Raw genomic sequence first — 26,065 nt, 5'->3', positions numbered from 1 at the left:
CAAAGGTGGGAGCTGGCTTGCCTGCGATAGCGGCATCAGCCACACCGCTAAACCCCTGCCCTGGCCTGCAAACTCAAATGCGCCCTCTCCCCCGGCGCCAGGCTCGACGCCGCCATCGCCGCCTCTACGCACACAAACCCCGACGCTTCGTTAAAGCTCACGCCCAACAGCGGCCGGCTGCCCGGGTGCCACACCACCGTGTCGGCGCTGTCGCCGGTGTCGATGCACAGTTCACGCTGCCAGGCGTGGTCCTTGAGCTGCAGTTCGCCCTCATGCTGGAACACCCGCTGGCATCCGCCATCGACCCGTAATTCGCCTTCCTGCTGGCAAACCTGGCGATTGAGCTGGTCATAACCCTGCGCCCCTTCGAGCCCAGACAGCGCTACCTCGTCAACGTGACCAATACGCCAGTAAGCGTGCAATGCATGGCTCAACTGGCACGGCAGCTCGTCGTGATGCTCGGTGCTCAGGCGTAGTTCCAGGGTTTCGCCCAAGTGTGCGTGCAAGTCCACCTGCCAGTCGCACAGTTGCAATTGCCAGTGCAGGCGCACGCCGTCATCGTCAGTGCTGCTGTGGAGCAGTTTCCAGTCGATCAAGCGGGCCCAACCGTGGGAAGGCCAGGCATTTTCGCTGGGGTGACGGCCATACCACGGCCAGCACACCGGTACGCCACCACGGATAGCCCCGACTTGCGGCCATTTGGCGGCACACCACAGCCACGGCTTTTGGCCGGTGGGTTGAAAGTGCAGCAATTGCGCACCCTGGCGACTGAACACCGCCTGGCACAGCGGATGGTCGATCACCAACACATCGCGCATCTGAAAGCGCTCCCAGGCGAACACCGGACGCTCGCGCAGGGATTTGAAAAAGCGTTGCAGCGGTTGCTCGTGCATGTGCCAGGTCCCGAATATCACAGTGCCACGCAAAAAAAAGCGGATAGCCATGGCTACCCGCAAATGCGCACAGAGAGAGGAGCTTATCGCAACAGCGTTAGAACGTAGACTGAATTTTCAGGCCCGCTACCAGCGCGTTGTCGACTTTATCCACGCCGCCAGGCTGGACAACGTACTGCAGGTTCGGACGCACAGTCAGCCAGTTGGTGACGTGGAAACCGTAGTTGAGTTCGACGTTGTACTCAGTCTCACGAATCGGCGTGTACAGCGGATTGTCGTAGTCGCTCACGCCCCTGGCGTCGTTGAGCAGCTCCGAGTTTTTCTTCACATCATTGTTGACATGCAGGCGAGCGACGCCAATGCCGACGTCATCTTTTGGACGCGCGTCGAATGGGCCTTTGTACACGAGCATCAACGACTGGTAGTTGTCGACCAGGTTGGTTTCCTTGTCATGGAAGGTCGCGTTGGCGGCAATGTTCAAACCACGGGAAGCGTCGCCGTTATGGGTGGTGAGTTGCTGTTGCGCAACGAACCAGTAGCCTTTCTTGCTGCTGCGGGTACGGAAGTCGGCGCCGCTGAGGACCGCATCGTTACCGTTGACGTCTTCACGTACATCCGGAGCATCGGCCGCACTTTTATAGAAGCCCACACGGTATTCGCCCGGCAGGTTATTAACCTTCGGCGACCAGACCAATTCCACCGGAATCACGGTGCCCTTGGTACCACTGCCGCTGAGTTTGAAGCCGTTGCCGTGCTCCAGCTGCGACGGGTTCTGGTTGTAGGCACCGATTTGCGCATACAGCTCAGGCGTGATGTTGTATTTCACGCGGATAGCGGCCTGGGCGACCGGCCAGTTGTACCAGGTATTGACGTAGTTACCGACCTGGGAGCCGCAGAACGACAGGTTCTGGAAGTCGCAAGGGAAGGTGTTGAAGTCTTCGCCTTCACCGAAGTAACCGAGCTTCACGTCCAGCTTGTTGTCGAACATCTGGTGCTGAATCCAGAACTGGGTCAAACGCACCATGTGGCCACGGCCATACACTTCTTGCGAGGAACTCAAGGTGCCGGCACGCGGGTCGCCAATGCGGTCATTGGAGATGTTCTGGCCATTACGGTTGGTCAACTGGATCTTGGCCTGGGTGTTATCCCAGCCCCACAGTTTTTGCAGGTCCAGTGCCACGCCCAGACCGAACTGGTCGGAGTAACGACCGGTCTTGTCGTCGTTGTAGCCGCCGTGGGCGTTGTAGCCCATCTCGCCCACGTAGTCGGCCTTGATGTCGATACCTTGCTCGATCAGCTTGGTACGCTCGCCGCCCCAATCGCCGGTCATCCACTTGGAATCAGCGCTGAATGCATCGGCCGCCATCGCATTGGCGGACAATACAAGGGCTGCTGCCGCTGACAATTGGCAGATCAGCCGGGTGTTGTTGTGTTGCTTTTTCATCCCTACATCCTCGTCTTTATTGTTATTAAACTGTTTTTATCTAACGCGGGTTACATTTTTTAATTAAAACAATCACTTATCTTGCTTAACGGCCCTTGAACTGGGTCACATTGTCGGCATGCCCCTGTGCCGGCAATGAAGCCACTGTGCCCAACCGCTCACCGGTCTTGGCGTCAAACAGCAATACCTTGGCCGGGTCGAACTGCAAGGTCAGGGTCTCGCCCACTTGCGGTGCCACGTCCGGCGCCAAACGGCAGCAGACCTTGGTGTCGTTGAGCTGCACAAACACCAGGGTGTCCGGGCCGGTCGGCTCGGTGACCTGGACTTCGGCACGAATGCTCGACGAGCCATTACCCTCGCCCGCTGCCAGCACGATCTGCTCCGGGCGCAGGCCCAGGATCACATCGCGGTCTTCCAGCCCGGCGTCATTCATGCCCAACGCCAACTCGCAACGGGCCTGGCCGCTGTCGAGCACCGCCACCAGATCACCGTTCTGGCGTTTTAGGCGCATGGGAACGAAGTTCATCGGTGGTGAACCGATAAAGCTTGCCACAAACAGGTTGGCAGGGTCGTTGTAAATTTCTTTTGGCGTGCCGAATTGCTGGATGATCCCGTCCTTCATCACCGCCACTTTGTCGCCCAGGGTCATCGCTTCGATCTGGTCGTGGGTCACGTAGACGGTGGTGGTTTTCAGACGCTGGTGCATCAGCTTCATTTCGGTACGCATCTCGACGCGCAGCTTGGCGTCGAGGTTGGACAGCGGTTCGTCGAACAGGTAGATCTTCGGCCGGCGCGCCAGGGCACGGCCCATGGCCACGCGCTGTTGCTGGCCACCGGACAACTGGCCCGGCTTGCGGTTGAGCAGGTGTTCGATCTGCAGCAACTTGGCCACGCGCGCCACTTCGGCGTCGATGTCGGCTTGCGGCATCTTGCGGATCTTGAGGCCGAACTCGATGTTCTCGCGCACGCTCATGGTCGGGTACAGCGCGTAGGACTGGAACACCATGGCGATGTCACGGTCCTTGGGGCTCATGCCGCTCACGTCTTGATCACCGATCATGATCGCGCCGCCGGTGATGGTCTCAAGGCCAGCGATGCAGTTCATCAGCGTGGATTTACCACAGCCCGACGGGCCGACCAGGATGAGGAACTCGCCTTCCTTGATCGACAGTTCGATGTTCTTCAAGGTGTCGGGCAGGCCGGCGCCATAGGTCTTGTTTACATTGCGAAGTTCAAGCGTAGCCATGATTACCCCTTGACCGCGCCAGCCGTAAGGCCGCGCACGAAATACTTGCCTGCGATCACATAGACCAGCAGGGTCGGCAGCCCGGCGATCATCGCCGCCGCCATATCCACGTTATATTCCTTGGCCCCGGTACTGGTGTTGACCAGGTTGTTCAGCGCCACCGTGATGGGCTGGGAGTCGCCACTGGAGAACACCACGCCGAACAGGAAGTCGTTCCAGATCTGGGTGAACTGCCAGATCAGGCAGACCATGATGATCGGCGTCGACATCGGCAGGATGATCCGGCGGAAGATGGTGAAGAACCCCGCTCCGTCCAGGCGTGCGGCCTTGATCAGCGCATCCGGGATGCTCACGTAGTAGTTACGGAAGAACAGCGTGGTGAACGCCAGGCCGTAGACCACGTGGATAAACACCAGGCCGGTGGTGGTGCTGGCCAGGCCCATCTTGCCGAGGGTGAACGACGCGGGCAGCAACACGGTCTGGAACGGCAGGAAGCAGCCGAACAGCAACAGGCCAAAGAACAGCTGCGAACCGCGGAAGCGCCAGAACGACAGCACGTAGCCGTTCAAGGCGCCGATAGCGGTAGAGATCAGCACAGCAGGAACGGTGATCTTGATCGAGTTCCAGAAGTAGCCATCCACGGTGGCCCAGGCTTTCACCCAGCCGATGCCGCTGACCACGGTGGGCCAGCTCAGCAGGTTACCGGTGCTGATGTCTTCCGGGGTCTTGAAGCTGGTGAGCAGCATCACCACCAGCGGCACCAGGTACAGCAGCACCGCCAGGATCAGCACCGCGTAGATCGCGATGCGGCTCAGGCTGATGGCAGGTTTGGCGGCGAGACTAGTCATTACGCTTGGTCCTCAGCTCGGAATACAGGTACGGCACGATGATCGCGAGGATCGCACCGAGCATCAGGATTGCACTGGCCGAGCCCATGCCCATCTGGCCGCGACTGAAGGTGAACGAGTACATGAACATCGCCGGCAGGTCGGACGAATAGCCCGGGCCACCTGCGGTCATTGCCGCCACCAGGTCGAAGCTCTTGATCGCAATGTGCGCCAGGATCATCACCGCACTGAAGAACACCGGACGCAGGCTGGGCAGCACCACGCTCCAGTAGATACGCGGCAGGCTCGCGCCGTCGATCTGCGCAGCGCGGATGATCGACTGATCAACACCGCGCAGGCCGGCGAGGAACATCGCCATGATAAAGCCGGAGGCTTGCCACACAGCGGCAATCACCAGGCAGTAGACCACGCGGTCCGGGTCGATCAGCCAATCGAGACGGAAGCCTTCCCAGCCCCAGTCCCGCAGGAGTTTGTCCAGGCCCATGCCCGGGTTGAGCAACCATTTCCAGGCGGTACCGGTGACGATCATGGAGAGCGCCATCGGGTACAGGTAAATGGTGCGGATAAAGCCTTCGCGGCGGATTTTCTGGTCGAGGAAAATCGCCAACAGCACGCCGATCACCAGGGTGATACCGATGAACATGCCGCCGAACACGGCCAGGTTCTTGCTCGCCACCCACCAGCGGTCGTTGTCGAACAGCCGCTGATACTGCGCCAGGCCCGCCCATTTGTAGCTGGGCAGGAAGGTCGAGGTGGTGAACGACAGCACGAACGTCCACAGGATGTAGCCATAAAAGCCCACCAGCACGATGAACATGCTCGGCGCCAGCACCAGTTTAGGGAGCCAGCGCTGCAGCACATCGAATGGCGAGGCCTTGCTGAACACAGCAACAGAACTCATGGGAAAATCCAGTACAGGGAAAAAGGACTACAAGGTGAGTCTCTTGTCGAACGCGGTTTGTGTGGGAGCTGGCTTGTCGAATCGTCGCACCGCTGCGATGGCATCACCTCGGTGTAACCGGCACACCAAGTTGCCTGCATCGCGGGCAAGCCCGGCTCCCACAAAAATCCGCTACCAAGTCTTACTTGGCTGACTTGATCGCAGCACCCAGCTTCTTGGCGGTATCGGCCGGGTCGGCTTTCGGGTCGTTGATGAAGTTGGTCACGACATCAAAGAACGCACCCTGTACCGCCAGGGTCGTGGCCATGTTGTGCGCCATGCTTGGCTGCAGGCCGCCAGTCTTGGCGTCGGCCAGGAAGTCTTTGGCGGCGGTCTGGGCGCAGGAATCAAAGCCGTAGGATTCCATCTTGGTCAGCATGTCGTTACGCACAGGGATCGAGCCCTTGTTGATGCTGAACACCTTCTGGAAGTTTTCACCCAGCACGACTTTGGCGATGTCCTGCTGGCCCGCGGCAGTGCCTTTGTCTTTCTGCTTGAACACCGCCAGGGAGTCGATGTTGTAGGTGAAGGCTTTATCAGTGCCCGGGAACGCTACGCACTCATAATCCTTGCCGGCGACTTTCTTGGCCGCAGTCCATTCGGACTTGGCCCAGTCACCCATGATCTGCATGCCGGCCTTGCCGTTGATGACCTTGCCAGCCTCCAGGTTCCAGTCCTGGCCCTTGCCGTCGACGTCCATGTAGGTCGCGACTTTCTTCAGTTCAGTGAGGGCCTTGACCATTTCCGGGCCGGTCAATGCGCCGTTATCCAGGTCGACCAGGGCTTTCTTGTAGCCATCGGCGCCCATCACCGAGAGCACCACCGCTTCGAACACGGTGCTGTCCTGCCAAGGCTGGCCGCCGTGGGCGAGCGCAATGAAGCCTGCAGCCTTGAGCTTGTCGCCCGCTGCATAGAATTCTTCGAGGGTGGTTGGGTTCTTGGTGATGCCGGCTTTCTTGAAGACTTCCGGGTTGATCCACAGCCAGTTCACGCGGTGGATATTCACCGGCACGGCCACGTAGTCACCGTCGTATTTCACGGTGTCGGAGACTTTCTTGTCGAGCAGCGAATCCCATTTTTCTTCTTTGGCGACGTCTTTGAGCACGTCGGTGTCGAGCAGGCCAGTCGACGCCCATTCCTGGATGTCGGGGCCTTTGATCTGGGCAACGCCTGGCGGGTTACCAGCAACCGCGCGGCTTTTGAGCACGGTCATGGCAGTGGCGCCACCGCCGCCTGCTACAGCACCGTCTTTCCAGGTAAAGCCGTCTTTCTCAACTTGGGCCTTCAGGACATCCACAGCCGCTTTTTCACCGCCGGAGGTCCACCAATGCACCACTTCCACCGTACCTTTGGAGTCGGCGGCAAATGCACTGAGGGGGAACAACGAGGCAATGGAAATAGCGACGGCGAGGCGATTAATCGCGTTCATCTGAGTACCTTTTCTTGTTGTTATGCATGCAAGTCTAGAGCTTGCGCTGCACGGAGTTTAAACATGGATTTTCAGGGCGCAGGTAACAAAGGGACGCACAAATGTCACCACTTGGTGACATAGCATCCGCCGCCCAATGCACTGGCCAAGCTGGGTGCCAAGGGCAGTGCAGGCAGCACTACCGCTTGCCAGGCATGGTACAGGTCAGGTTTACCGCCCCAGATATTACTGCTGGGTTGGTTGTGCGGGCTGAGTTCGTGGTGCCAACTGCCCTGGAGCCGGTCGATGAAGTGGGTTTCGCAAAACTCCCAGAAACGTCGGTACCAGGTTTCGTAATGCAGCTCACCGGTACGTTTGAGCAGCGCCTGAGCAGCGGCGCTGGCTTCGGCATGGGTCCAGTGCAGGCGCTCGCGTACTACCGGGCGTTGGTTCCAATCCAAAGTGTAGACAAGGCCCGGCGCACCATCCACCGCCCAGGCGTACTCGCAGGCACTGGCGAACAGGCCTTTGGCGTCGCTCACCAGCCAGTCCGGCGTGGCCAGCTTGGCCTCAAGGCGCGCAGCTTCCAGGTGCAGCAGCAACCGCGCCCATTCAAAACCATGGCCTGGGGTGATGCCGTAAGGGCGAAAGCCATCGGCAGGGTTGTCTTGGTTGTAACCGAGCAACGGCTTCCAGTGCGTATCGAAATGTTCGATGACCATGAACTGGTTGCCAGCGGCATGAGTATGGATCACCCGTTCGACGATGCGCAGCGCACGGTCCAGCCAACGTGTATCACCACTGACATCGGCCAATGCCAGGAAAGCTTCGGTGGCGTGCATGTTGCTGTTGGCGCCACGGTAGGCTTCGACGCCGCTCCAGTCTCGGGCAAAGGATTCGAGCATGACGCCCTCCTCTTCGCTCCAGAAGAACTGGTCGATGATATGGACGGCGTCGTTCATTAATGTGCGCGCACCCGGCGCGCCGGCCACTACGGCAGAGCTGGCGGCAAGGGCCACGAAGGCGTGCAGGTAGGCGGCCTTGCCGGTGTTGCCATCAGCCGCCTGGGGCGCGGCGAACCAGCCACCGTGCTCACTGTCACGCAGCGGGCCGCTGAGCGCTGCCACACCGTGCGCCACCAGCTCGGCATAACCCGGCAACCCCATGGCATGGGCCATGGCAAAGCTGTGTGTCATGCGCGCGGTGTTCATGGTTTCGGCGCGGGCAGTGGCCGGCAACTGGCCTTTATCGTCGAGGTTGCCGAAACCGTCCGGCAGGCGCGATGCCTTGGCGAACGCCAACAGGCGCTGGCCTTCTGCGGCGAGCCAAGCGTGATGGGCAGGTGCATTCAGCCAACTGCTGGCAGGCAGTGGATGGGTGGTCATGGGTGGCCCTTATTGTTTTTTTGGGATGACCGGAGTCTAAACAAGGGCGCGGGATGGGCAAGTAACGAAGGGGAGAAGAAATGTCACCGAGCGGTGACAATCCATGTAGGAGCGAGCTTGTTCGCTCCTACAGAGGACGATTTCGCGTTCATTGACCCAGTGGTGTGGCCGCAGCAGGCGCATTGAGACGTTGATTCAAGTTCTGCACCTGGCTCTGCAAGGTGGTGATATTGCGCGTGGTCTGGATGCGGAACACGTCGAATTCCTTGTTGGTCGGCGCGTCGATATTGGCCGGCTGGTTTTCCTGAGCGCTCTTGAGCACCAGCAAGTCCTGCTCGAGACGGGCGATGGCCGCGCTTGGGTTGCCTTGTTTCTTCAAGGCCGCCACATCGGTGGCCAGACCCTTGGTCTCGGCCTGTGCTGCCGTGAGGCTGGCGACAGCGTCAGTAAGGGCCTGCACCTGGCCTTGCAGCTTGGTATTGGCCGCTGTCAGTTCGGTGGTGCTGGCACTCATCTGGGCCAGGCGGCTGTCCAGTTCGGTGGCTTGACCCGCGACGCCCAACTGTTGCTTGCCCTGTTCCTGCAACTGGGCTTCGAGTTGCTTGATCTGCAGCTTCAACGCTTCGCTGCCGTTGTTCACATTGGCTTCGCTGGCCACGACCTTGCCGGAAATCGCCTGCAGGCGCCCCGCCGCTTCCTCGCTGATGCGGGCAAAGCTTTCCTGGGTGGCAACCAACTGCTGGCCCATCAGGGAGATCTGCTGGAAGCTCCACCAGGCCAGGCCTGCAAAGGCAATCAACAGCGCGCCGACCAGTGCCCACAACGGGCCAGTGCTGGCGCTCTTGACCTTGACCACGGGCGTCGTTCGCGAACGCACCGACGTCGCAGGGGTCGGCACGAAATCATCGTCATCCCCAAGGTCGGCCCGCAGGCTGGGAACGTTGTCGAAGTCGTCTTTAGCATCGTTACGCATGAATCTACCCTGAATCAATGAGATGGCTGGCTGCAAAGCCGAGCGGCAGGAGTATAAACCGCACTCCCGGCGCATGGATCGACTCGGAACCTGGAATTGGGTTCCCGAAGTGTTGCTGCTTATGAGCTTATTGGCGGCCCGGGTCCTGGGCTTTCCACCAGCTGCAGAACTCGTCGAGCGCGGCCCACAGGCTGATTTTGGGCTCGTAGTCGAGATAATGCCTGGCGCGGCTGATGTCGAGGGTGAAATCTTTGTTCATCACCTGCATGCCCAGGCGCGACAACGCCGGTTCCGGCCGCCCCGGCCACATCGCGCAGAAGGCTTCATTCAGGGCCGCCACGCTGTAGGCCACACCGTAGGAGCGGTAACGGGTCACCTGGGGCAGCTCCATTTGCCGCATCACATAGTTCACCACATCCCAGATCGGCACCGGTGCGCCGTTGCTGATGTTGTAGGCTTTTCCCAGGGCCGAGCCAGTGGCGAGCAAACTGCTGAGCAGCGCCTCGTTAAGGTTATGCACGCTGGTGAAGTCGACTTTGTTCAAGCCGTCGCCGACGATCGCCAGGCGGTTCTTGCGCTGCATTTTCAGCAGGCGCGGGAAGATGCTCATATCGCCGGCCCCGGTAACAAACCGTGGGCGCAGGGCTATCACTTCCAGGCCGAACTCTTGGGCGCCAAAGACCTTCTGCTCAGCCAGGTATTTGGTGGCGGCATAGGGATGCTTGAAACGCTTGGGCACTTGTTCTTCGGTGAGCCCCAGATGGTCGCGACCGTCAAAGTAGATCGACGGCGACGACAGGTGCACCAGGCGCCCGACGCGCTGTTTCAGGCAGGCCTCGACGACGTTTTCGGTGACCAGCACATTGTTCTGGTGGAAGTCCTGGTACTTGCCCCACAGCCCGACGGCGCCGGCGCAATGCACCACGGCTTCAACATCGCGGCACAGGTCGCGCACCAGGTCGGCATCATTCAAGTCACCTTGGATAAACTCGGCACCGCGCCGTACCAGGTGCTCCACACCCTCGGCGCGCCGCCCGTTGACCCGCACGTCCAGGCCTTGTTCAAGGGCGAAGCGCGCAAAGCGCCCGCCAATGAAGCCGCTTGCGCCGGTGACCAGAATTTTCATGTCGTACTCCGTGTTCTTTCGTTTTTCATCGCTCTTGCCTTGACGCGCGCCATCACTCCAACGGCACCAACCAATGACCACACACATCGGCCAGATGGTCGGTCAGCAAGCCCAACAGTTGCCCGCCACTGCGCCAATGATGCCAGTACAGCGGCACATCGATGGGCTTATCTGGCAATAACTCGACCAGCACGCCGGTTTCCAACTGGTCACGCACTTGCAATTCAGGCACCAGGCCCCAGCCCAGGCCGGCTTCTGTCAGGCGGATAAAGCCTTCGGATGACGGGCATAGATGGTGTTCGAAACCACCGTCCACGCCCAGGGACGCCAGGTAGCGGTGCTGCAGGAAATCATCCGGGCCGAACACCAGCGCAGGCGTGCGCGCCAATTGGTCAGCCCGCACGCCCCCAGGAAAATGCCGCGCCAGAAAGGCCGGGCTGGCCAGGGCCCGATAACGCATGGCGCCCAGCAACAGGCTGCGGGCACCGGCCACGGGACGCTCGCTGGCGCAAATGCAGGCCGCCACTTCACCGGCGCGCATGCGCTTGAGGCCCACGGTCTGGTCTTCGACCACCAGGTCCAGCAGCAAATGCTGTTCGGCGCAGAAGTCGCTGACCGCCTCGGCCCACCAAGTGGCGAGGCTGTCGGCATTCAGGGCAATGCGCAGACGCTCGGGCATGCCCTCCTCGTCCAGGGCCGGCACCTGGCTTTGCAGGTCACGCTCCAGCAAGCGCACCTGTTGCACATGGTTGAGCAAGCGCCGGCCGATATCGGTGGGCGTCGGCGGCGAGGCGCGTATCAACACCGGCTGGCCAATACGCGCTTCCAATAGCTTGATGCGTTGAGAGATGGCTGACTGCGACAGCCCCAGCACCTGGGCACCGCGCTCAAAGCCGGCTTGTTCCACCACCGCCGCCAGGGCAGAAAGCAATTTATAGTCGAACATCAGTTTCTCTAATGAGCGATCAGCAATATTGGTTTTTCTTATACAGGCTCTCCCGTGAAAATGACCAGCATTGCTTCCCCACTTAAGGAAACCTCACATGGCTGGCGAAACCGCCCTGACCACTTTATTGCGCAGCATGAGCCCGCAGTTGAATGACGGCGACTATGTGTTCTGCACCCTTCCCGACAACCGTATCCCTGCGGGCTGCGAGGTCATCGGCAGTTTTCGTGAACAGGAAGGGCTGACGGTGATTGTCGAACGACAACAGGCCGAACAGGCTGGGTTGAGCTTCGACTATCTCGCCGCCTGGATCACCCTGAATGTGCATTCCGCCCTTGAAGCCGTGGGCCTGACCGCCGCCTTCGCCAGCGCGCTGGGCCAAGCCGGTATCAGTTGCAACGTGATCGCCGGCTACTACCACGACCACCTGTTCGTCGGCCGCGCCGATGCCCAGCGGGCCATGGACGTATTGCGGCAATTGGCAGCGAACGCGGAGTAAACCCTATGTGGCAAAGCTATGTGAACGGATTGCTGGTCGCTCTCGGCCTGATCATGGCGATCGGCACCCAAAATGCCTTTGTATTGGCACAAAGCCTGCGCCGCGAACATCATTTACCGGTGGCGGCGCTGTGCATCGTGTGCGATGCGATTTTAGTAGCCGCCGGGGTATTCGGGCTGGCCACCGTGCTGGCGCAAAGCCCGATACTGCTGGCGGTGGCACGCTGGGGCGGCGCAGCGTTCTTGCTTTGGTACGGCGCATGCGCGCTACGCAGGGCCTGCTCGAAACAGAGCCTGGACCAAAGCGACAGCCTCAAGACACGCTCAATGCGCGCCGTGCTGCTGAGCGCCTTGGCAGTCACCTTGCTCAACCCCCATGTCTACCTGGACACCGTCCTGCTGATCGGTTCCCTGGGCGCGCAACAAACCGAACCGGGTGCTTATGTAGCCGGAGCAGCCAGTGCCTCGTTCCTGTGGTTCTCCACCCTGGCGCTGGGCGCGGCATGGCTGGCACCCTGGTTGGCACGTCCGGCCACCTGGCGCCTGCTGGACCTGCTGGTCGCAGTAATGATGTTCTGGGTGGCCTATCAACTGATCAGCGCCTGAGCAATATTCCAAAACGCTCTGGAACCTCTATCCCACACAGTTGTTGCGTGGTTATGCCGCACCCCCGGTGCTATGATCGGACCCCTGCGCCGCAAAGAGTACAAACTCCCCGGCGCATGTTTGGCCGCCCGTGATCGGCCTTGCGCTCACCGCAACTGACCTGATTAGGAGAATCATCATGGCTTTCGAATTGCCGCCGCTGCCCTACGCACACGATGCCCTGCAGCCGCACATCTCCAAGGAAACCTTGGAGTACCACCACGACAAGCACCACAACACCTATGTCGTGAACCTGAACAACCTGGTGCCTGGCACCGAGTTCGAAGGCAAGACCCTGGAAGAGATCGTCAAGTCTTCCTCGGGCGGTATCTTCAACAACGCCGCTCAGGTCTGGAACCACACCTTCTACTGGAACTGCCTGGCGCCAAACGCCGGCGGTCAACCAACCGGCGCGCTGGCTGAAGCCATCAACGCTGCGTTCGGTTCGTTCGACAAGTTCAAAGAAGAGTTCACCAAGACTTCGGTTGGCACCTTCGGTTCCGGTTGGGGCTGGCTGGTGAAAAAGGCTGACGGTTCCCTGGCCCTGGCCAGCACCATCGGCGCCGGCAACCCGCTGACCAACGGCGACACCCCGCTGCTGACCTGCGACGTGTGGGAACACGCCTACTACATCGACTACCGCAACGTGCGTCCAAAGTATGTGGAAGCGTTCTGGAACCTGGTCAACTGGAAGTTCGTGGCTGAGCAGTTCGAAGGCAAGGCCTTCACTGCCTAAGCGATGCTTGCAGTAGGAAAAGCCCGGCGATTGCCGGGCTTTTTTTTGGGCGACGAGTGTGGATCGGCCGAAAAAATGGAACTCATTGAGACGAACCGGCCACGTAGTCGAAGAGAGGAATACACCTCTCGTCCAACGCAGGAGAGTCAACTATGGAACCAGTTTCGATGATTGCCGTCGGCGCCGCCGCCTCGGTGGCACTGCCCATTGCAGGAAAAGCGGCCGAGATGGGAATGGATCTACCCAAGGACGTGATGGACCGTGTCACGGACGTGATGAACCGTGTCACGGACGGAGCCCAAGGCGGCCAACTGGGCGCGGATCCACAGTCATCTGCCCCACCACCGATTAATTTTTAATCAAACAACCACTTGCCCCCGCAAGGCAACATTCACGGCGGATTCCATCCGCCGTTTTCCTGCCCACCGTCGCTGCAAAGCGCCACCCCCCTTCCCACAGTAATGTCCCTTTGACTGCCCTCCCCAGATTGCCAATACTCATGGCATATTGACGGCCACCCGCATGAGACAAGGAATGCCCCTTTGAAGCTGGAACTCAAGAACAGCTTGTCGGTGAAGTTGCTACGGGTTGTGCTGCTGTCGGCCTTGATCGTGGGTGTGGCGCTGAGCGTGGCGCAGATCGTTTTTGATGCCTATAAGACACGCCAGGCCGTGGCGGGCGATGCCCAGCGCATCCTCGACATGTTTCGCGACCCCTCGACCCAGGCCGTGTACAGCCTGGATCGCGAGATGGGCATGCAGGTGATCGAAGGTCTGTTCCAGGACGATGCTGTGCGCATGGCCTCTATCGGCCATCCCAACGAGACCATGTTGGCGGAAAAAAGCCGCCCTTTACAGCGGTCCCCCAGCCGCTGGCTGACCGACCTGATTCTTGGCCAGGAACGATCCTTTACTACCGCGTTAGTCGGCAAGGGCCCCTACAGCGAATATTACGGCGACCTGAGCATCACCCTCGACACCGCCACCTATGGCCGAAGTTTCCTGGTCAGCTCGGTCATCATCTTTATCTCGGGCGTATTGCGCGCCCTGGTCATGGGGCTGGTGCTGTACCTGGTGTATCACTGGATGCTGACCAAACCGCTGTCGCGGATGCTCCAACACCTGACCTCGATCAACCCGGACCGCCCCAGCGAGCACAAGATCCCTCAGCTCAAGGGTCATGAACGCAACGAACTGGGGCAGTGGATAAACACCGCCAACCAATTGCTCGAATCCATTGAGCGCAATACCCACCTGCGCCACGAGGCCGAGTCCAGCCTGTTGCGCATGGCCCAGTACGACTTCCTGACCGGCCTGCCGAACCGCCAGAAGTTGCAGGCGCAGCTGGACAAGATCCTAACGGACGCTGGCCGCCGGCAACGCCGTGTCGCGGTGTTATGCGTGGGGCTGGATGACTTCAAGAGCGTCAACGAGCAATTCACCTACCAGGCCGGCGACAAACTCTTGCTGGCCCTGGCCGACCGCCTGCGCGCCCATAGTGGCCGCCTGGGCACGCTCGCCCGCCTGGGCGGCGACCAGTTCGCCCTGGTGCAAGCCGATATCGACCAGCCCTACGAGGCCGCCGAACTGGCACAAAGCATCCTCGATGACCTGGAGGCTGAATTCGCCCTCGACCACGACCTGATCCGCCTGCGCGCCACCATCGGCATCACGCTGTTTCCGGAAGATGGCGACAGCACCGAGAAGTTGCTGCAAAAAGCCGAGCAGACCATGACCCTGGCCAAGAGCCGCTCGCGCAACCGCTATCAGTTTTATATCGCCAGCGTCGACAGCGAAATGCGCCGGCGCCGTGAACTGGAGAAAGACCTGCGCGATGCCCTGAGCCGCGAGCAGTTCCACCTGGTGTACCAACCGCAAATCAGCTATCGCGACCATCAGGTGGTCGGCGTGGAGGCCCTGCTGCGCTGGCAACACCCGGAACATGGGCTGGTACCGCCGGACTTGTTTATCCCGCTGGCGGAACAGAACGGCACCATCATTCCCATTGGCGAATGGGTGCTGGACCAAGCGTGCCGGCAATTGCGCGAATGGCATGACCAGGGTTTCACGGCGCTGCGCATGGCCGTCAACCTGTCCACTGTGCAACTGCACCACACCGAGTTGCCGAGGGTGGTCAACAACCTGATGCAGATCTATCGCCTGCCGCCACGCAGCCTGGAGCTGGAAGTCACCGAGACCGGCCTGATGGAAGACATTAGCACCGCCGCCCAGCATCTGCTGAGCCTGCGTCGCTCCGGGGCGCTGATCGCCATTGATGACTTCGGCACCGGCTATTCCTCCCTGAGTTACCTCAAAAGCCTGCCACTGGACAAGATCAAGATCGACAAGAGCTTCGTCCAGGACCTGCAGGACGACGACGATGACGCAACCATCGTGCGCGCCATTATCCAATTGGGTAAAAGCCTGGGCATGCAGGTGATTGCCGAAGGGGTGGAGACCGCCGAACAGGAGGCCTACATCATCTCCGAGGGGTGCCATGAAGGGCAGGGTTATCACTACAGCAAACCGCTGCAGGCCCGGGAGTTGACGGCTTATCTGAAGCAGTCCGAACGTAATAACGCCGTGAGTCTTTGAATTTACACTTCGATACTCAATATTTCCCGCGTATAAGCCTTTACACAAAATGCAAATCTTTCGCATTATGTCGCAGCGTTTGCGCTCCCCGCGCGCCCTTTCAACAACCGAAGCAGGATGTTCGCCATGATTCGTATGCCCCTGGCCACCGCCAGTCTGCTGGCCATTGCCATTTCTCTCGCCGGTTGCGGCGAAGGTAAAGACAAGGCCGCCGCGCCCCAGGCACCCGCTGCCGCCAGCACTACCGCACCGGCGGCTGCCCCGGCAGGCCAGGTCGACGAAGCAGCCGCCAAGGCCGTGGTCGCGCACTACGCAGACATGGTGTTTGCGGTGTACAGCGATGCCGAATCCACCGCAAAAACCCTGCAGACCGCAATCGATACTTTCCTCGCCAACCCGAACGACGAAACCCTGAAAGCGGCCCGTACCGCCTGGATCGCCGCACGCGTACCCTACCTGCAGAGCGAAGTATTCCGCTTCGGCAACACCATCATCGACGACTGGGAAGGCCAAGTGAACGCCTGGCCCCTGGATGAAGGCCTGATCGACTACGTCGACAAGTCCTACGAGCACGCGCTGGGCAACCCAGGTGCCAACGCCAATATCATCGCCAACAACGAGATTCAGGTGGGCGAAGACAAGGTCGACGTCAAGGAGATCACCCCGGAAAAACTCGCCAGCCTCAATGAGCTGGGCGGTTCCGAAGCGAACGTCGCCACCGGCTACCACGCCATCGAATTCCTGCTGTGGGGCCAGGACCTTAACGGCACCGGCCCAGGCGCGGGCAACCGCCCGGCGTCGGACTACATGACCGGTGACGGTGCAACCGGCGGTCACAACGAGCGTCGCCGCACTTACCTGCGTGCTGTCACCCAACTGCTGGTCAGCGACCTGCAGGAAATGGTCGACAACTGGAAGCCCAACGTCGAAGACAACTACCGCGCCACCCTGGAGTCGGAACCGGGCACCGACGGTTTGCGTAAAATGCTGTTCGGCATGGGCAGCCTGTCCCTGGGCGAGCTCGCCGGGGAGCGCATGAAAGTGTCCCTGGAAGCCAACTCGCCGGAAGACGAGCAGGACTGCTTCAGCGACAACACCCATTACTCGCATTTCTACGACGCCAAGGGCATCCGTAACGTCTACCTGGGGGAATACACCCGTGTTGACGGCACCAAGCTGACCGGCGCCAGCCTGTCGTCTCTGGTGGCCAAGGTCGACCCGGCAGCCGACGCAGCCCTCAAGGCTGACCTGGCAGCCACCGAAGCGAAGATCCAGGTGATGGTTGACCACGCCAACAACGGCGAGCACTACGACCAGTTGATCGCCGCTGACAATGAAAAGGGCAACCAGATCGTGCGTGACTCGATTGCCGCCCTGGTCAAGCAGACCGGTTCGATCGAAGCCGCTGCTGGCAAGCTGGGTATCAGTGACCTGAACCCGGACAGCGCTGATCACGAGTTCTGATCAAGCGCAATTGAAGAGGCGACCTGCGGGTCGCCTTTTTCATGCGCGCAATAACTGCCGCGTCTATCCCTGTAGGCGCTGGCTTGCCTGCGATGGCGGTGGTTCAGTCGACTAATCTGTAACTGACACACCGCCATCGCAGGCAAGCCAGCTCCCACATTGGATTGCGGGGCGTCAGGTGAATATACGCCGGCTGGCAGGCCAGCTCCCACAGGGGTTCTCCATCAACCCGCAGCCCTCGGTTTACAAGACCTGCACCGCGGGTAGAATGGCGCCTCTGCCCAATCACCCGAGCGAACTTCATGGCGTTGCCGACCCTGCGCATCATCGGTTTCATCATCGGCATCTTCCTGATCACCCTTGCGGTCGCCATGGTAATCCCGATGGCGACCCTGGTGATCTTCGAACGCACCAGCGACCTGCCCTCGTTCCTGTGGGCCAGCCTGATCACCTTTATCGCCGGGTTGGCGTTGGTCATTCCTGGCCGCCCCGAGCACGTGCACCTGCGCCCCAGGGACATGTACCTGCTGACGGTCAGCAGTTGGGTGGTGGTGTGCATCTTCGCCGCCCTGCCCTTTTTGCTGACCCAGCACATCAGCTACACCGACTCGTTCTTTGAAAGCATGTCCGGCATCACCGCCACCGGCTCCACCGTGTTGAGCGGCCTGGACAGCATGTCGCCGGGCATTTTGATGTGGCGTTCGTTGCTGCACTGGCTTGGCGGTATCGGCTTTATCGGCATGGCGGTGGCGATCCTCCCGCTGCTGCGCATTGGTGGCATGCGCCTGTTCCAGACCGAATCCTCGGATCGCTCGGAAAAGGTCATGCCTCGTTCACACATGGTGGCGCGCCTGATCGTGGCGGCGTATGTGGGCATCACCATCTTCGGCAGCCTGGCCTTCTGGTGGGCCGGAATGGGCGTGTTCGATGCGATCAACCATGCGATGTCGGCGATTTCCACGGGTGGGTTTTCCACCTCGGACGAGTCCCTGGCCCATTGGAAACAACCGGCGGTGCACTGGGTCGCGGTGGTGGTAATGATCCTTGGCAGCTTGCCGTTCGCCCTGTACGTGGCCACTTTGCGCGGTAACCGTCGAGCGCTGATCAAGGACCAGCAGGTGCAAGGCTTGCTCGGCCTGTTGCTGGTGACCTGGCTGGTACTCGGCACCTGGTACTGGTGGACCACCAACCTGCATTGGCTCGATGCCTTGCGCCATGTGGCGCTCAACGTGACGTCTGTGGTGACCACCACCGGCTTTGCACTGGGGGACTACAGCTTGTGGGGCAACTTCTCACTGATGCTGTTCTTCTACCTGGGCTTTATCGGCGGCTGCTCGGGCTCCACCGCAGGCGGTATCAAGATCTTCCGTTTCCAGGTGGCCTACATCCTGCTCAAAGCCAACTTGAATCAGTTGATCCATCCCCGCGCGGTGATCAAGCAGAAGTACAACGGTCATCGCCTCGATGAGGAGATCGTGCGCTCGATTCTGACTTTTTCGTTTTTCTTCGCCATCACCATCTGCATGATCGCCCTGGCGCTGTCACTGCTGGGCGTGGACTGGATGACCGCATTGACCGGCGCCGCCAGTACCGTTTCCGGCGTGGGCCCCGGCCTGGGCGAAACCATCGGCCCGGCCGGCAACTTCGCCACCCTGCCGGATGCCGCCAAGTGGATCCTGTCCCTGGGCATGTTGCTGGGGCGCCTGGAGATCATCACCGTGTTTGTGTTGTGCATTCCGGCGTTCTGGCGTCACTGACCGACGACATTTGCTGCAAGCGCGCCCGGTATTCGCCGGGCGTGGCATCGAACCAGCGGCGAAACGCGCGGAAAAAGTTGCTCGGGTCGGCAAACCCCAGCAGGTAGGCGATTTCCAGCAAGGTCATATTGGGTTGTGCCAGGTACTGCTCGGCCAGTTCGCGCCGGGTGTCATCAAGCAAGGCCTGGAAACTGGTGCCCTCCTCCTGCAACCGCCGCTGCAAGGTGCGCTGGGACAGGTGCAGCGTCTGGGCCACCGCTTCGCGCTTGGGCTCGCCCTGAGGCAACAGGCGGCACAGCACCTGACGCGCCTTATGGGTCACGCGGCTTTCGGAAAAACGCGCCAGGTATTCACCGGCAAAGCGATCGTGCAACAGCGCCATGGCTTCGTTGGCCGTGGGCAGCGGCGCCTCCATATCCGCCTGCTCGAAAATCAGCGCGTCATAGGGTGCATTGAATTGCAAAGGCGCATGGAAGGCGCGTTGGTAGGGCGCCAGGTCCGCTGGCTGTTCGCCCTGCAGCAGCACTTTGCGGGGCTGCAGGGTGCGCCCGGTGAGCCAGCCACACAGGGCCAGGGCGCTGGCCAGCGAGGCTTCGGCGCTTTGACGGGTGGGCGGCAGGTGATCGCCATGCACCGTCAGAATCAACGCATAGCCTTCGGGTAACAGTCGAAAACTCAAATCAGCGCTTTCGGCGATGATGCGCTGGTAGCGCACCAATCGCATAAAACCTTCGGCCAGGGTGTTGCTGGACATCAACGCATAACCGGCAACGTGAAACGAGGCCGGGCGCACCACCTTGCCCATGTTCAGGCCAATCGCCGGGTTACCCGACACCTCTACCGCGCGCTGCCACAGGCGGGTCATGGCGTCTTGCGGGAAGCGCGCATCGGGATCACTGAGGGCCGCATAATCCAGGCCCAGTTGCTTGAACAAGGCACGGCAATCCAGGCCATCCATTTCCAGCGCCTTGACGATGCCCATCGCCCAGCTTGCAGAAGTTGTTCGTTCGCTCATGGCGTCTTCTTATAGAAAGCAGGCTCAAACGGCAGCCAGGAAGCCAAGGATACTAAAGTGGCATCTATTGTCACTGGCTGTTACCACTGATCACTCTAGACTCAAATAAGCTCCCCGCCGCACACCTGTTGGCGGCACAACAACCAGAGGGCCGGTGACCGTGGAAAACATCAAGAAATACAACAGTTTTGCCGAGTTCTACCCGTACTACTTGGCCGAGCATGGCAACAGTACCTGCCGACGCCTGCACTTTATCGGCACCACCCTGGTGATCGGCATTCTTGCGTACGCCATCGGCAGAGGTTCATGGGTCCTGCTGCTGGCCTTGCCGCTCGCGGGCTACAGCTTTGCCTGGATTGGTCACTTCTTCTTCGAAAAGAACCGTCCCGCCACCTTTCAACACCCGTTCTACAGCTTGCTGGGAGATTTTGTGATGTACCGCGACATGATTCTGGGCAAGGTGCCGTTCTAGAGGTGTGACCTCATGTCACTTGCGTCTGAACCATTAAAAATTGTGCATACGTCGAGATAAAAGTCTTTTTGTCATTTACGGTGCTGTATCCTGCCAAGGCTTTTTGAGAGCGCGGAATCACCTGCGATTGAAAAAACAGACCTTGCGAGGAGCGACCACGATGCACGAGATACCTAATCTCCCCTTCCCAAGCCTGCACCCAACTGAGCAGCCAACACCGCAGCAGGCCAGCGACAAGCAGCCTGAGGCCAAAGAAGCAAAACCAGTCGAGCGCGAAAGCCGGGACTGACGCCGTACCAGACCGTGTGGAAAGCGCGCCTTTGAGCGCTTTCCACACTGCCTGAATCATCCGAGACCTTCACTATGACCACCTCCCCTTCCGACACGCCGGACGCCGCTGTACTCGACGCTGCCTTGCAGATGGTCGAAGTCTGGAACCGCCTCAGTGCCGACAAGCAAGCAGCACTGCTCAAGCGCTTTGGCACCCAGGAAAACGCTTTGGCTGCCCTGGTGACCACTCAATTGCTGGCCCCCACCCAAGCTTGATCGGCTTTAGAGCTGACGTTTTACATTTTTGCCGCCCTGCCCGGCCTGCGCGCCGGTATCATTAGCAGCCTATCTTTACCTGCTGCGACAGTGGATCTCTCCCATGCCAGATACCCAGCGCCCCATGGCGGTCACGCTGCAAGTTGTTTCCATCGTGCTGTTTACCTTCATCGGCTATTTGAATATCGGCATCCCCCTGGCCGTATTGCCGGGCTATGTCCATAGCCAGCTGGGCTATGGCGCCGTCATTGCCGGGCTGGTGATCAGCGTGCAATACCTGGCAACCCTGCTGAGCCGCCCCTATGCCGGCAAGATCATCGACAACCTGGGCAGCAAGCGCGCCGTGGTGATCGGCCTGGTGGGCTGCGGCTTGAGTGGCGTGTTCATGTTGTTTGCGGCGTGGTTTTCCAGCCTGCCGGCTCTGAGCCTCGGCTGCCTGCTGGTCGGTCGGCTAGTGCTGGGCAGCGCTGAAAGCCTGGTGGGTTCGGGGGCGATTGGCTGGGGCATTGGCCGTGTCGGCGCCGCGAACACGGCCAAGGTTATTTCCTGGAACGGCATCGCCAGCTACGGCGCGCTGGCGGTCGGCGCGCCGTTGGGGGTGCTGCTGGTCAGCCAGTTGGGGCTGTGGAGCATGGGCGTCAGCATCATTCTGTTGGCCGTACTGGGTGTGGTGTTGGCCTGGAAAAAACAAGCCGCGCCGATTGTGCCCGGCATCCGTTTGCCGTTCATGAATGTACTGGGCCGCGTGCTCCCCCATGGTTGCGCGCTGGCATTGGGCTCTATCGGCTTTGGCACCATCGCCACCTTTATCACGTTGTATTACAGCACCCAGCACTGGGATAACGCGGTGTGGGCCTTGAGCCTGTTCGGTGCCAGTTTTATCGGCGCGCGCTTGCTGTTTGGCAATTTGATCAACCGCATTGGTGGTTTTCGCGTCGCAATCGCCTGCCTGTCGGTGGAAGTACTGGGCCTGCTGTTGCTGTGGCTGGCGCCGGATGCCCAACTGGCGTTGGCGGGTGCGGCGTTGAGCGGTTTCGGTTTTTCCCTGGTGTTCCCGGCGTTGGGAGTGGAGGCCGTCAACCTGGTGCCGGCCTCCAGCCGTGGCTCGGCGGTGGGCGCCTATTCGCTGTTTATCGACTTGTCCCTGGGCATCACCGGGCCGCTGGCGGGCGCCGTGGCGGCCGGGTTTGGCTTTGCCTCGATCTTCCTGTTCGCCGCCCTCGCCGCTTTCGCCGGTTTGCTGCTGAGCGTCTACCTGTACCGCCAGGCGCCCAAGGCCCGCGAAACACGCGACGCCTAGAAGTCGACCTTGCCGCGCCCGGCCTTGATGCTGCCGCGCTTGGTCTTGGACTCTAGGCGGCGTTTCTTCGAGCCCAGGGTAGGCTTGGTCGGACGGCGTTTTTTCTCGACCTTGGTGGCGCTCTGGATCAACTCCACCAGGCGCTCCAGCGCATCGGCGCGGTTCTGCTCCTGGGTGCGATATTGCTGGGCCTTGAGCACCAGCACGCCTTCGCTGGTGATCCGGCTGTCACGCAGTGCCAGCAAGCGCTCCTTGTAGAACTCCGGCAACGAAGACGCCGGAATATCAAACCGCAGGTGCACCGCACTCGACACTTTATTGACGTTCTGCCCACCGGCACCCTGGGCGCGAATGGCGGTCAGCTCAATCTCGGCATCGGGCAGCTGTACGTTGTTGGAAATCACCAGCATGTAACACGGTCCTCCGGAAGAAGCCCTAGGATACGCGAATGCACCTTGGCCATCCCCTCAAACGACAAACCCGGCACAAGGCCGGGTCTGCTTAACAACATTGACGCTTACTTCACCGCGGGGACCGCCATATCTATGGACTGCTGCGCCCGCTTGTTCTTGACCCAGTAACAAACGCCCATGAACGCCACCCACACCGGGATCGCGTACACCGAGCGGTCAATGCCCGGAATCATCAGCATGGTGCCCAGAATAAACACCACAAAGGCCACGCAGATGATGTTGCCATACGGGTACCACAACGCCTTGAACAGCGGCACCTGGCCAATGCGGTTCATGTGCTGGCGGAACTTGAAGTGGGAGAAGCTGATCATCGCCCAGTTGATCACCAACGTGGCCACCACCAGCGACATCAGCAGTTCCAGCGCGTCATGGGGCATCAGGTAGTTCATCAGCACCGCCACCAGAGTGATCGCCGCCGAGGCCAGGATCGAACGCACCGGCACGCCGCGCCTGTCGATTTTCGCCAGGGCCTTGGGCGCGTCGCCCTGCTCGGCCATGCCCAAGAGCATGCGGCTGTTGCAGTAGGTGCCGCTGTTGTACACCGACAGCGCGGCCGTCAGCACCACAAAGTTGAGGATATGCGCGGCGGTGTTACTGCCCAGCATCGAGAACACCTGCACGAACGGGCTGCCGCTGTAGGCATCGCCGGAGGCGTTGAGGGTCGCCAGCAGGTTGTCCCACGGGGTGAGCGACAGCAGCACCACCAGGGCACCGATGTAGAAAATCAGGATGCGGTAGATCACCTGATTGATCGCCTTGGGGATCACGGTGCGTGGTTGATCGGCTTCAGCGGCGGTAAAACCGAGCATTTCCAAGCCGCCGAAGGAGAACATGATGATCGCCATGGCCATCACCAAACCGCCGACGCCATGGGGGAAGAAACCACCATGCTCCCACAGGTTGCTGACCGAGGCTTGCGGGCCGCCGCTGCCGCTGACCAGCAGGTAGCTGCCCAGGGCAATCATGCCGACGATCGCCACCACCTTGATGATGGCGAACCAGAACTCGGCTTCACCGAAGACTTTGACGTTGGCCAGGTTAATCGCGTTGATCAGCACGAAAAACGCCGCAGCAGAGACCCAGGTCGGGATCTCCGGCCACCAGTAGTGCACGTACTTGCCGACGGCCGTCAACTCCGACATACCCACCAGAATGTACAGAATCCAGCAGTTCCAGCCCGAGAGGAAGCCGGCGAAACCGCCCCAGTACTTGTGGGCAAAGTGGCTGAAGGAGCCGGCGACCGGCTCCTCGACAATCATTTCGCCAAGCTGGCGCATGATCATGAAGGCGATAAAGCCGCAGATGGCATAGCCCAGGATCATCGAAGGGCCGGCGGATTTGAGCACCCCGGCCGAGCCCAGGAACAGGCCGGTGCCGATGGCGCCACCGAGGGCGATCAACTGGATATGCCGGTTTTTCAGGCCGCGTTTCAGCTCGCCTGAAGAAGAATGGGGTCCACTCATGAAAAGGGTCTCACGCAAGGTTTGAAGAGTTGAATGCAGGTTGCTGCCTTGAATTACCGACTCAAGCAGCGCCGCTCAAACCCCAGCGCAGGCACCAGGAGTACAGCGTCTTTCTAATGGTCATGCGTCACCTGTTTGTTTTTATCTGTGACGAAATCGAACCCGTCCGGCTCGTGGCCAGGCGGAGTGATCAGGGGGATCAAACCCTGAGGTCTTGGCCTTTTGCGTGGGTACGCAAGGGGGGTCACAGTAAAACGCGGCGCATTGTACACCGCTCGACAGCTTCGGCACGCACCGGGAAAGTGCACGGGCGATTCTGTCAGCTAATGCTTACATCGGCGCGCCCCCCAACAAAGCCAGGGCAGTTGCGTAAATCTATCGTTACACCCCGGAAAATCCGCGTTACAGCCAGACTTTGGCAACCCTCAACGGAATTCTGTCGGTAAGCAATGCCTGAAGAATCGCTTCAGCCAATTCACTGTTTTGCCTGAATAAAAAAATCTGCTGAAAAACAGAAGAAAAAATCCAAATGAAACCGTGTCAATAAATTTTTTGCATTTCGAAACACTCTCTTCTAGGTTCTTTGCACTTGCCCGCGAAGCCCGTGGGCAAGCCGTTCTCAAACAACGTCCTCTAGGAGATACACCATGCAAGCACTGGAAAACGACCTGGAAACCGAACTGCAACTCGACGATTGGTTTGAAGCGCCGACCCATGAGGCCGCCGTTGAAATGATGCAAGCCGATGCCGTTGTGCCTTTTGGCACCGCGATGTGGCCTTTCTAATACCCGGCAGGCATCCGGCAGGCGCTGTGCACGGCGCCTGCCCCCTTACCCAAGGCACAGAAGGACACTCGTCATGGACAAGGCCCGCGCCGTCGAACATTTTCTCTACTACCTGGCACACCACCCCGCCCTCAACGGCCTGAACCGCCCCACCGTGTTGCTGGGCCACACCGAGCGCTATGACGCCATCGCCCAGGCGATTACCCACGGCAGCGCCGCCCGCTTCAACTTTCAACTGCAACGCCTGGACCTGGCGCCCAGCGACACCCTGTCCCAGGCCATTCAAAGCTGCGACCTGTACCTGTTTCTCTATGATTCCTCCACGCTGCCCAACCCACGCGCCGAAGGCCCGGACTTTATCCGTGCCCTGCAAGGCGTGATGGCCGAGCACTGGAAAAAATCCCTGCTGTTCAAGGATTACGGCGACTATTTCTACGACACCTTCAGCGTCGAGCCCCAACGCATCGCCGACCTCAACGCCACACTGATCCGACGCATGACCCAGGCCAACGTGCTGAGCTTTACCGACAAACACGGTTCGCGCCTGGAAGCGCCGATGAGCAGCATCAAGAAGTGGACCAATATCAACGGCGTCGGCAACCACGACCTGGCGCCCGGCGAAATCGCCACCCACAGCGAAGCCATCAACGGCCAGGTGCGGTTTGTCGGCACCTTCCTCAGTACCATCCCCTTTGCACGCAAATACGGCGTGCTGCAATTGCCGCTGGAGCTATGGATCGAGAACTCCACCGTTTGCAGCGTGGCCAGCGAAGTGCCAGGGCTGGCAGATGACTTCAACAAGTACCTGAATGCCAACCCGTCCAACCGTCGTGTGGAGGAGTTGGGGATTGGCACCAATGAAGGGGTCAAGGACCTGTATGCGCGCAATGCCGGGTTTGAAGAGCGTCACTGCGGGTTGCACTTGGGCTTGGGTGGCGGGCAGAAAGGCAGTCATCACCTGGACCTGATCTTTGCCAGTGGGGTGCTGGCGCTGGATGACAAGCCGGTGTTTGATGGCGCCTTTGCCTTTTAAAAGATCATAGACGTGTAGAGATCCCGGTGGGAGCTGGCTTGCCTGCGATAGCGGTGTGTCAGTCACCTTTTTACT

General features: G+C 60.1%; 26 protein-coding genes. 12 read left to right on the top strand and 14 right to left on the bottom strand.

Annotated features, from left to right (window positions below; genetic code table 11):
• Positions 1-47: 47 nt before the first annotated feature.
• The 10 genes from BT199_RS17715 to BT199_RS17670 form a co-directional block, all read right to left on the bottom strand.
• Positions 48-893 (bottom strand): D-hexose-6-phosphate mutarotase, encoded by an 846-nt coding sequence (locus BT199_RS17715; RefSeq protein ID WP_072435214.1) that lies wholly within the window; start codon positions 891-893, stop codon positions 48-50.
• A 97-nt stretch (positions 894-990) separates the two neighbouring features.
• A complete protein-coding gene (locus BT199_RS17710) occupies positions 991-2,337 on the bottom strand; it encodes a carbohydrate porin (protein ID WP_003193760.1) in 1,347 nt (448 codons plus the stop codon).
• An 85-nt stretch (positions 2,338-2,422) separates the two neighbouring features.
• On the bottom strand, positions 2,423-3,583 hold the full coding sequence (locus BT199_RS17705; RefSeq protein ID WP_072435172.1) for an ABC transporter ATP-binding protein: 1,161 nt from the start codon (positions 3,581-3,583) through the stop codon (positions 2,423-2,425).
• A gap of 2 nt (positions 3,584-3,585) precedes the next feature.
• Positions 3,586-4,431, bottom strand: a complete 846-nt coding sequence (locus BT199_RS17700) for a carbohydrate ABC transporter permease (RefSeq protein ID WP_003193763.1) — start codon at positions 4,429-4,431, stop codon at positions 3,586-3,588.
• Positions 4,424-5,332: a carbohydrate ABC transporter permease gene (locus BT199_RS17695; protein WP_003193765.1), complete on the bottom strand. Its 909-nt coding sequence runs from the start codon at positions 5,330-5,332 to the stop codon at positions 4,424-4,426. Before BT199_RS17695 ends, BT199_RS17700 begins: the two co-directional genes overlap by 8 nt.
• A gap of 181 nt (positions 5,333-5,513) precedes the next feature.
• On the bottom strand, positions 5,514-6,800 hold the full coding sequence (locus tag BT199_RS17690) for an ABC transporter substrate-binding protein (RefSeq protein ID WP_003193767.1): 1,287 nt from the start codon (positions 6,798-6,800) through the stop codon (positions 5,514-5,516).
• A gap of 104 nt (positions 6,801-6,904) precedes the next feature.
• Complete coding sequence (locus BT199_RS17685) at positions 6,905-8,164, bottom strand: D-mannose isomerase (RefSeq protein ID WP_072435170.1); 1,260 nt, start codon at positions 8,162-8,164, stop codon at positions 6,905-6,907.
• 148 nt (positions 8,165-8,312) lie between these two features.
• Positions 8,313-9,137, bottom strand: coding sequence for an ATPase (locus BT199_RS17680; RefSeq protein ID WP_038451300.1), 825 nt, complete (start codon positions 9,135-9,137; stop codon positions 8,313-8,315).
• 127 nt (positions 9,138-9,264) lie between these two features.
• Entirely contained in the window at positions 9,265-10,263 is a 999-nt protein-coding gene (locus BT199_RS17675; RefSeq protein ID WP_014719669.1) for an NAD-dependent epimerase/dehydratase family protein, read from the bottom strand.
• Between the two features lie 52 nt (positions 10,264-10,315).
• Positions 10,316-11,209, bottom strand: a complete 894-nt coding sequence (locus tag BT199_RS17670; RefSeq protein ID WP_003193773.1) for a LysR family transcriptional regulator ArgP — start codon at positions 11,207-11,209, stop codon at positions 10,316-10,318.
• A 97-nt stretch (positions 11,210-11,306) separates the two neighbouring features.
• Between BT199_RS17670 and BT199_RS17665 the strand changes: the two genes are divergently transcribed.
• The 7 genes from BT199_RS17665 to BT199_RS17635 all read left to right on the top strand — a co-directional run bounded on the left by BT199_RS17665 (position 11,307) and on the right by BT199_RS17635 (position 18,903).
• Positions 11,307-11,708, top strand: a complete 402-nt coding sequence (locus BT199_RS17665) for an ACT domain-containing protein (RefSeq protein WP_014719670.1) — start codon at positions 11,307-11,309, stop codon at positions 11,706-11,708.
• Positions 11,709-11,713: 5 nt separating this feature from the next.
• The gene (locus tag BT199_RS17660; protein ID WP_014719671.1) at positions 11,714-12,313 is read left to right on the top strand and encodes a LysE/ArgO family amino acid transporter; all 600 of its coding nucleotides are present in this window, start codon (positions 11,714-11,716) and stop codon (positions 12,311-12,313) included.
• A 178-nt stretch (positions 12,314-12,491) separates the two neighbouring features.
• On the top strand, positions 12,492-13,088 hold the full coding sequence (locus tag BT199_RS17655; RefSeq protein ID WP_014719672.1) for a superoxide dismutase: 597 nt from the start codon (positions 12,492-12,494) through the stop codon (positions 13,086-13,088).
• A gap of 152 nt (positions 13,089-13,240) precedes the next feature.
• Positions 13,241-13,447 carry a hypothetical protein gene (locus tag BT199_RS17650; RefSeq protein WP_072435168.1) on the top strand — a complete coding sequence of 69 codons (207 nt, stop codon included), beginning with the start codon at positions 13,241-13,243 and terminating at the stop codon, positions 13,445-13,447.
• Positions 13,448-13,630: 183 nt separating this feature from the next.
• The gene (locus BT199_RS17645) at positions 13,631-15,682 is read left to right on the top strand and encodes a putative bifunctional diguanylate cyclase/phosphodiesterase (RefSeq protein ID WP_014719673.1); all 2,052 of its coding nucleotides are present in this window, start codon (positions 13,631-13,633) and stop codon (positions 15,680-15,682) included.
• A gap of 126 nt (positions 15,683-15,808) precedes the next feature.
• A complete protein-coding gene (locus BT199_RS17640) occupies positions 15,809-17,146 on the top strand; it encodes an imelysin family protein (RefSeq protein WP_014719674.1) in 1,338 nt (445 codons plus the stop codon).
• A 302-nt stretch (positions 17,147-17,448) separates the two neighbouring features.
• On the top strand, positions 17,449-18,903 hold the full coding sequence (locus tag BT199_RS17635) for a TrkH family potassium uptake protein (protein WP_003193780.1): 1,455 nt from the start codon (positions 17,449-17,451) through the stop codon (positions 18,901-18,903).
• Here the strand turns inward: BT199_RS17635 and BT199_RS17630 are convergent.
• Positions 18,860-19,918: an AraC family transcriptional regulator gene (locus BT199_RS17630; protein WP_014719675.1), complete on the bottom strand. Its 1,059-nt coding sequence runs from the start codon at positions 19,916-19,918 to the stop codon at positions 18,860-18,862. The genes BT199_RS17635 and BT199_RS17630 overlap by 44 nt on opposite strands.
• 160 nt (positions 19,919-20,078) lie before the next feature.
• Here BT199_RS17630 and BT199_RS17625 point away from each other — a divergent pair, with 160 nt between their 5' ends.
• On the top strand, positions 20,079-20,390 hold the full coding sequence (locus BT199_RS17625) for an Mpo1-like protein (RefSeq protein WP_014719676.1): 312 nt from the start codon (positions 20,079-20,081) through the stop codon (positions 20,388-20,390).
• Positions 20,391-20,400: 10 nt separating this feature from the next.
• Here BT199_RS17625 and BT199_RS27265 read toward each other — a convergent pair whose 3' ends face one another.
• On the bottom strand, positions 20,401-20,739 hold the full coding sequence (locus BT199_RS27265; protein WP_019819373.1) for a hypothetical protein: 339 nt from the start codon (positions 20,737-20,739) through the stop codon (positions 20,401-20,403).
• A 14-nt stretch (positions 20,740-20,753) separates the two neighbouring features.
• Between BT199_RS27265 and BT199_RS17620 the strand changes: the two genes are divergently transcribed.
• Positions 20,754-20,936 carry a hypothetical protein gene (locus BT199_RS17620; RefSeq protein WP_014719677.1) on the top strand — a complete coding sequence of 61 codons (183 nt, stop codon included), beginning with the start codon at positions 20,754-20,756 and terminating at the stop codon, positions 20,934-20,936.
• A gap of 103 nt (positions 20,937-21,039) precedes the next feature.
• The gene (locus BT199_RS17615) at positions 21,040-22,236 is read left to right on the top strand and encodes an MFS transporter (RefSeq protein ID WP_014719678.1); all 1,197 of its coding nucleotides are present in this window, start codon (positions 21,040-21,042) and stop codon (positions 22,234-22,236) included.
• Here the strand turns inward: BT199_RS17615 and arfB are convergent.
• Both arfB and BT199_RS17605 read right to left on the bottom strand, forming a co-directional pair.
• Positions 22,233-22,646, bottom strand: coding sequence for an alternative ribosome rescue aminoacyl-tRNA hydrolase ArfB (gene arfB / locus BT199_RS17610; protein ID WP_003193787.1), 414 nt, complete (start codon positions 22,644-22,646; stop codon positions 22,233-22,235). The two genes, BT199_RS17615 and arfB, sit on opposite strands and share 4 nt — an antisense overlap.
• Positions 22,647-22,753: 107 nt before the next feature.
• Positions 22,754-24,172, bottom strand: a complete 1,419-nt coding sequence (locus BT199_RS17605; protein WP_072435166.1) for an amino acid permease — start codon at positions 24,170-24,172, stop codon at positions 22,754-22,756.
• A gap of 647 nt (positions 24,173-24,819) precedes the next feature.
• Between BT199_RS17605 and BT199_RS27260 the strand changes: the two genes are divergently transcribed.
• Positions 24,820-24,957 carry a hypothetical protein gene (locus BT199_RS27260; RefSeq protein ID WP_003175756.1) on the top strand — a complete coding sequence of 46 codons (138 nt, stop codon included), beginning with the start codon at positions 24,820-24,822 and terminating at the stop codon, positions 24,955-24,957.
• Positions 24,958-25,030: 73 nt separating this feature from the next.
• Complete coding sequence (locus BT199_RS17600; protein ID WP_072435164.1) at positions 25,031-25,990, top strand: M29 family metallopeptidase; 960 nt, start codon at positions 25,031-25,033, stop codon at positions 25,988-25,990.
• Positions 25,991-26,065: the final 75 nt, after the last annotated feature.

The organism is Pseudomonas sp. NFR02, assembly GCF_900119375.1.
Lineage (GTDB): Bacteria > Pseudomonadota > Gammaproteobacteria > Pseudomonadales > Pseudomonadaceae > Aquipseudomonas > Aquipseudomonas paracarnis.
This window is presented reverse-complemented; position numbering and strand designations above follow the sequence as displayed.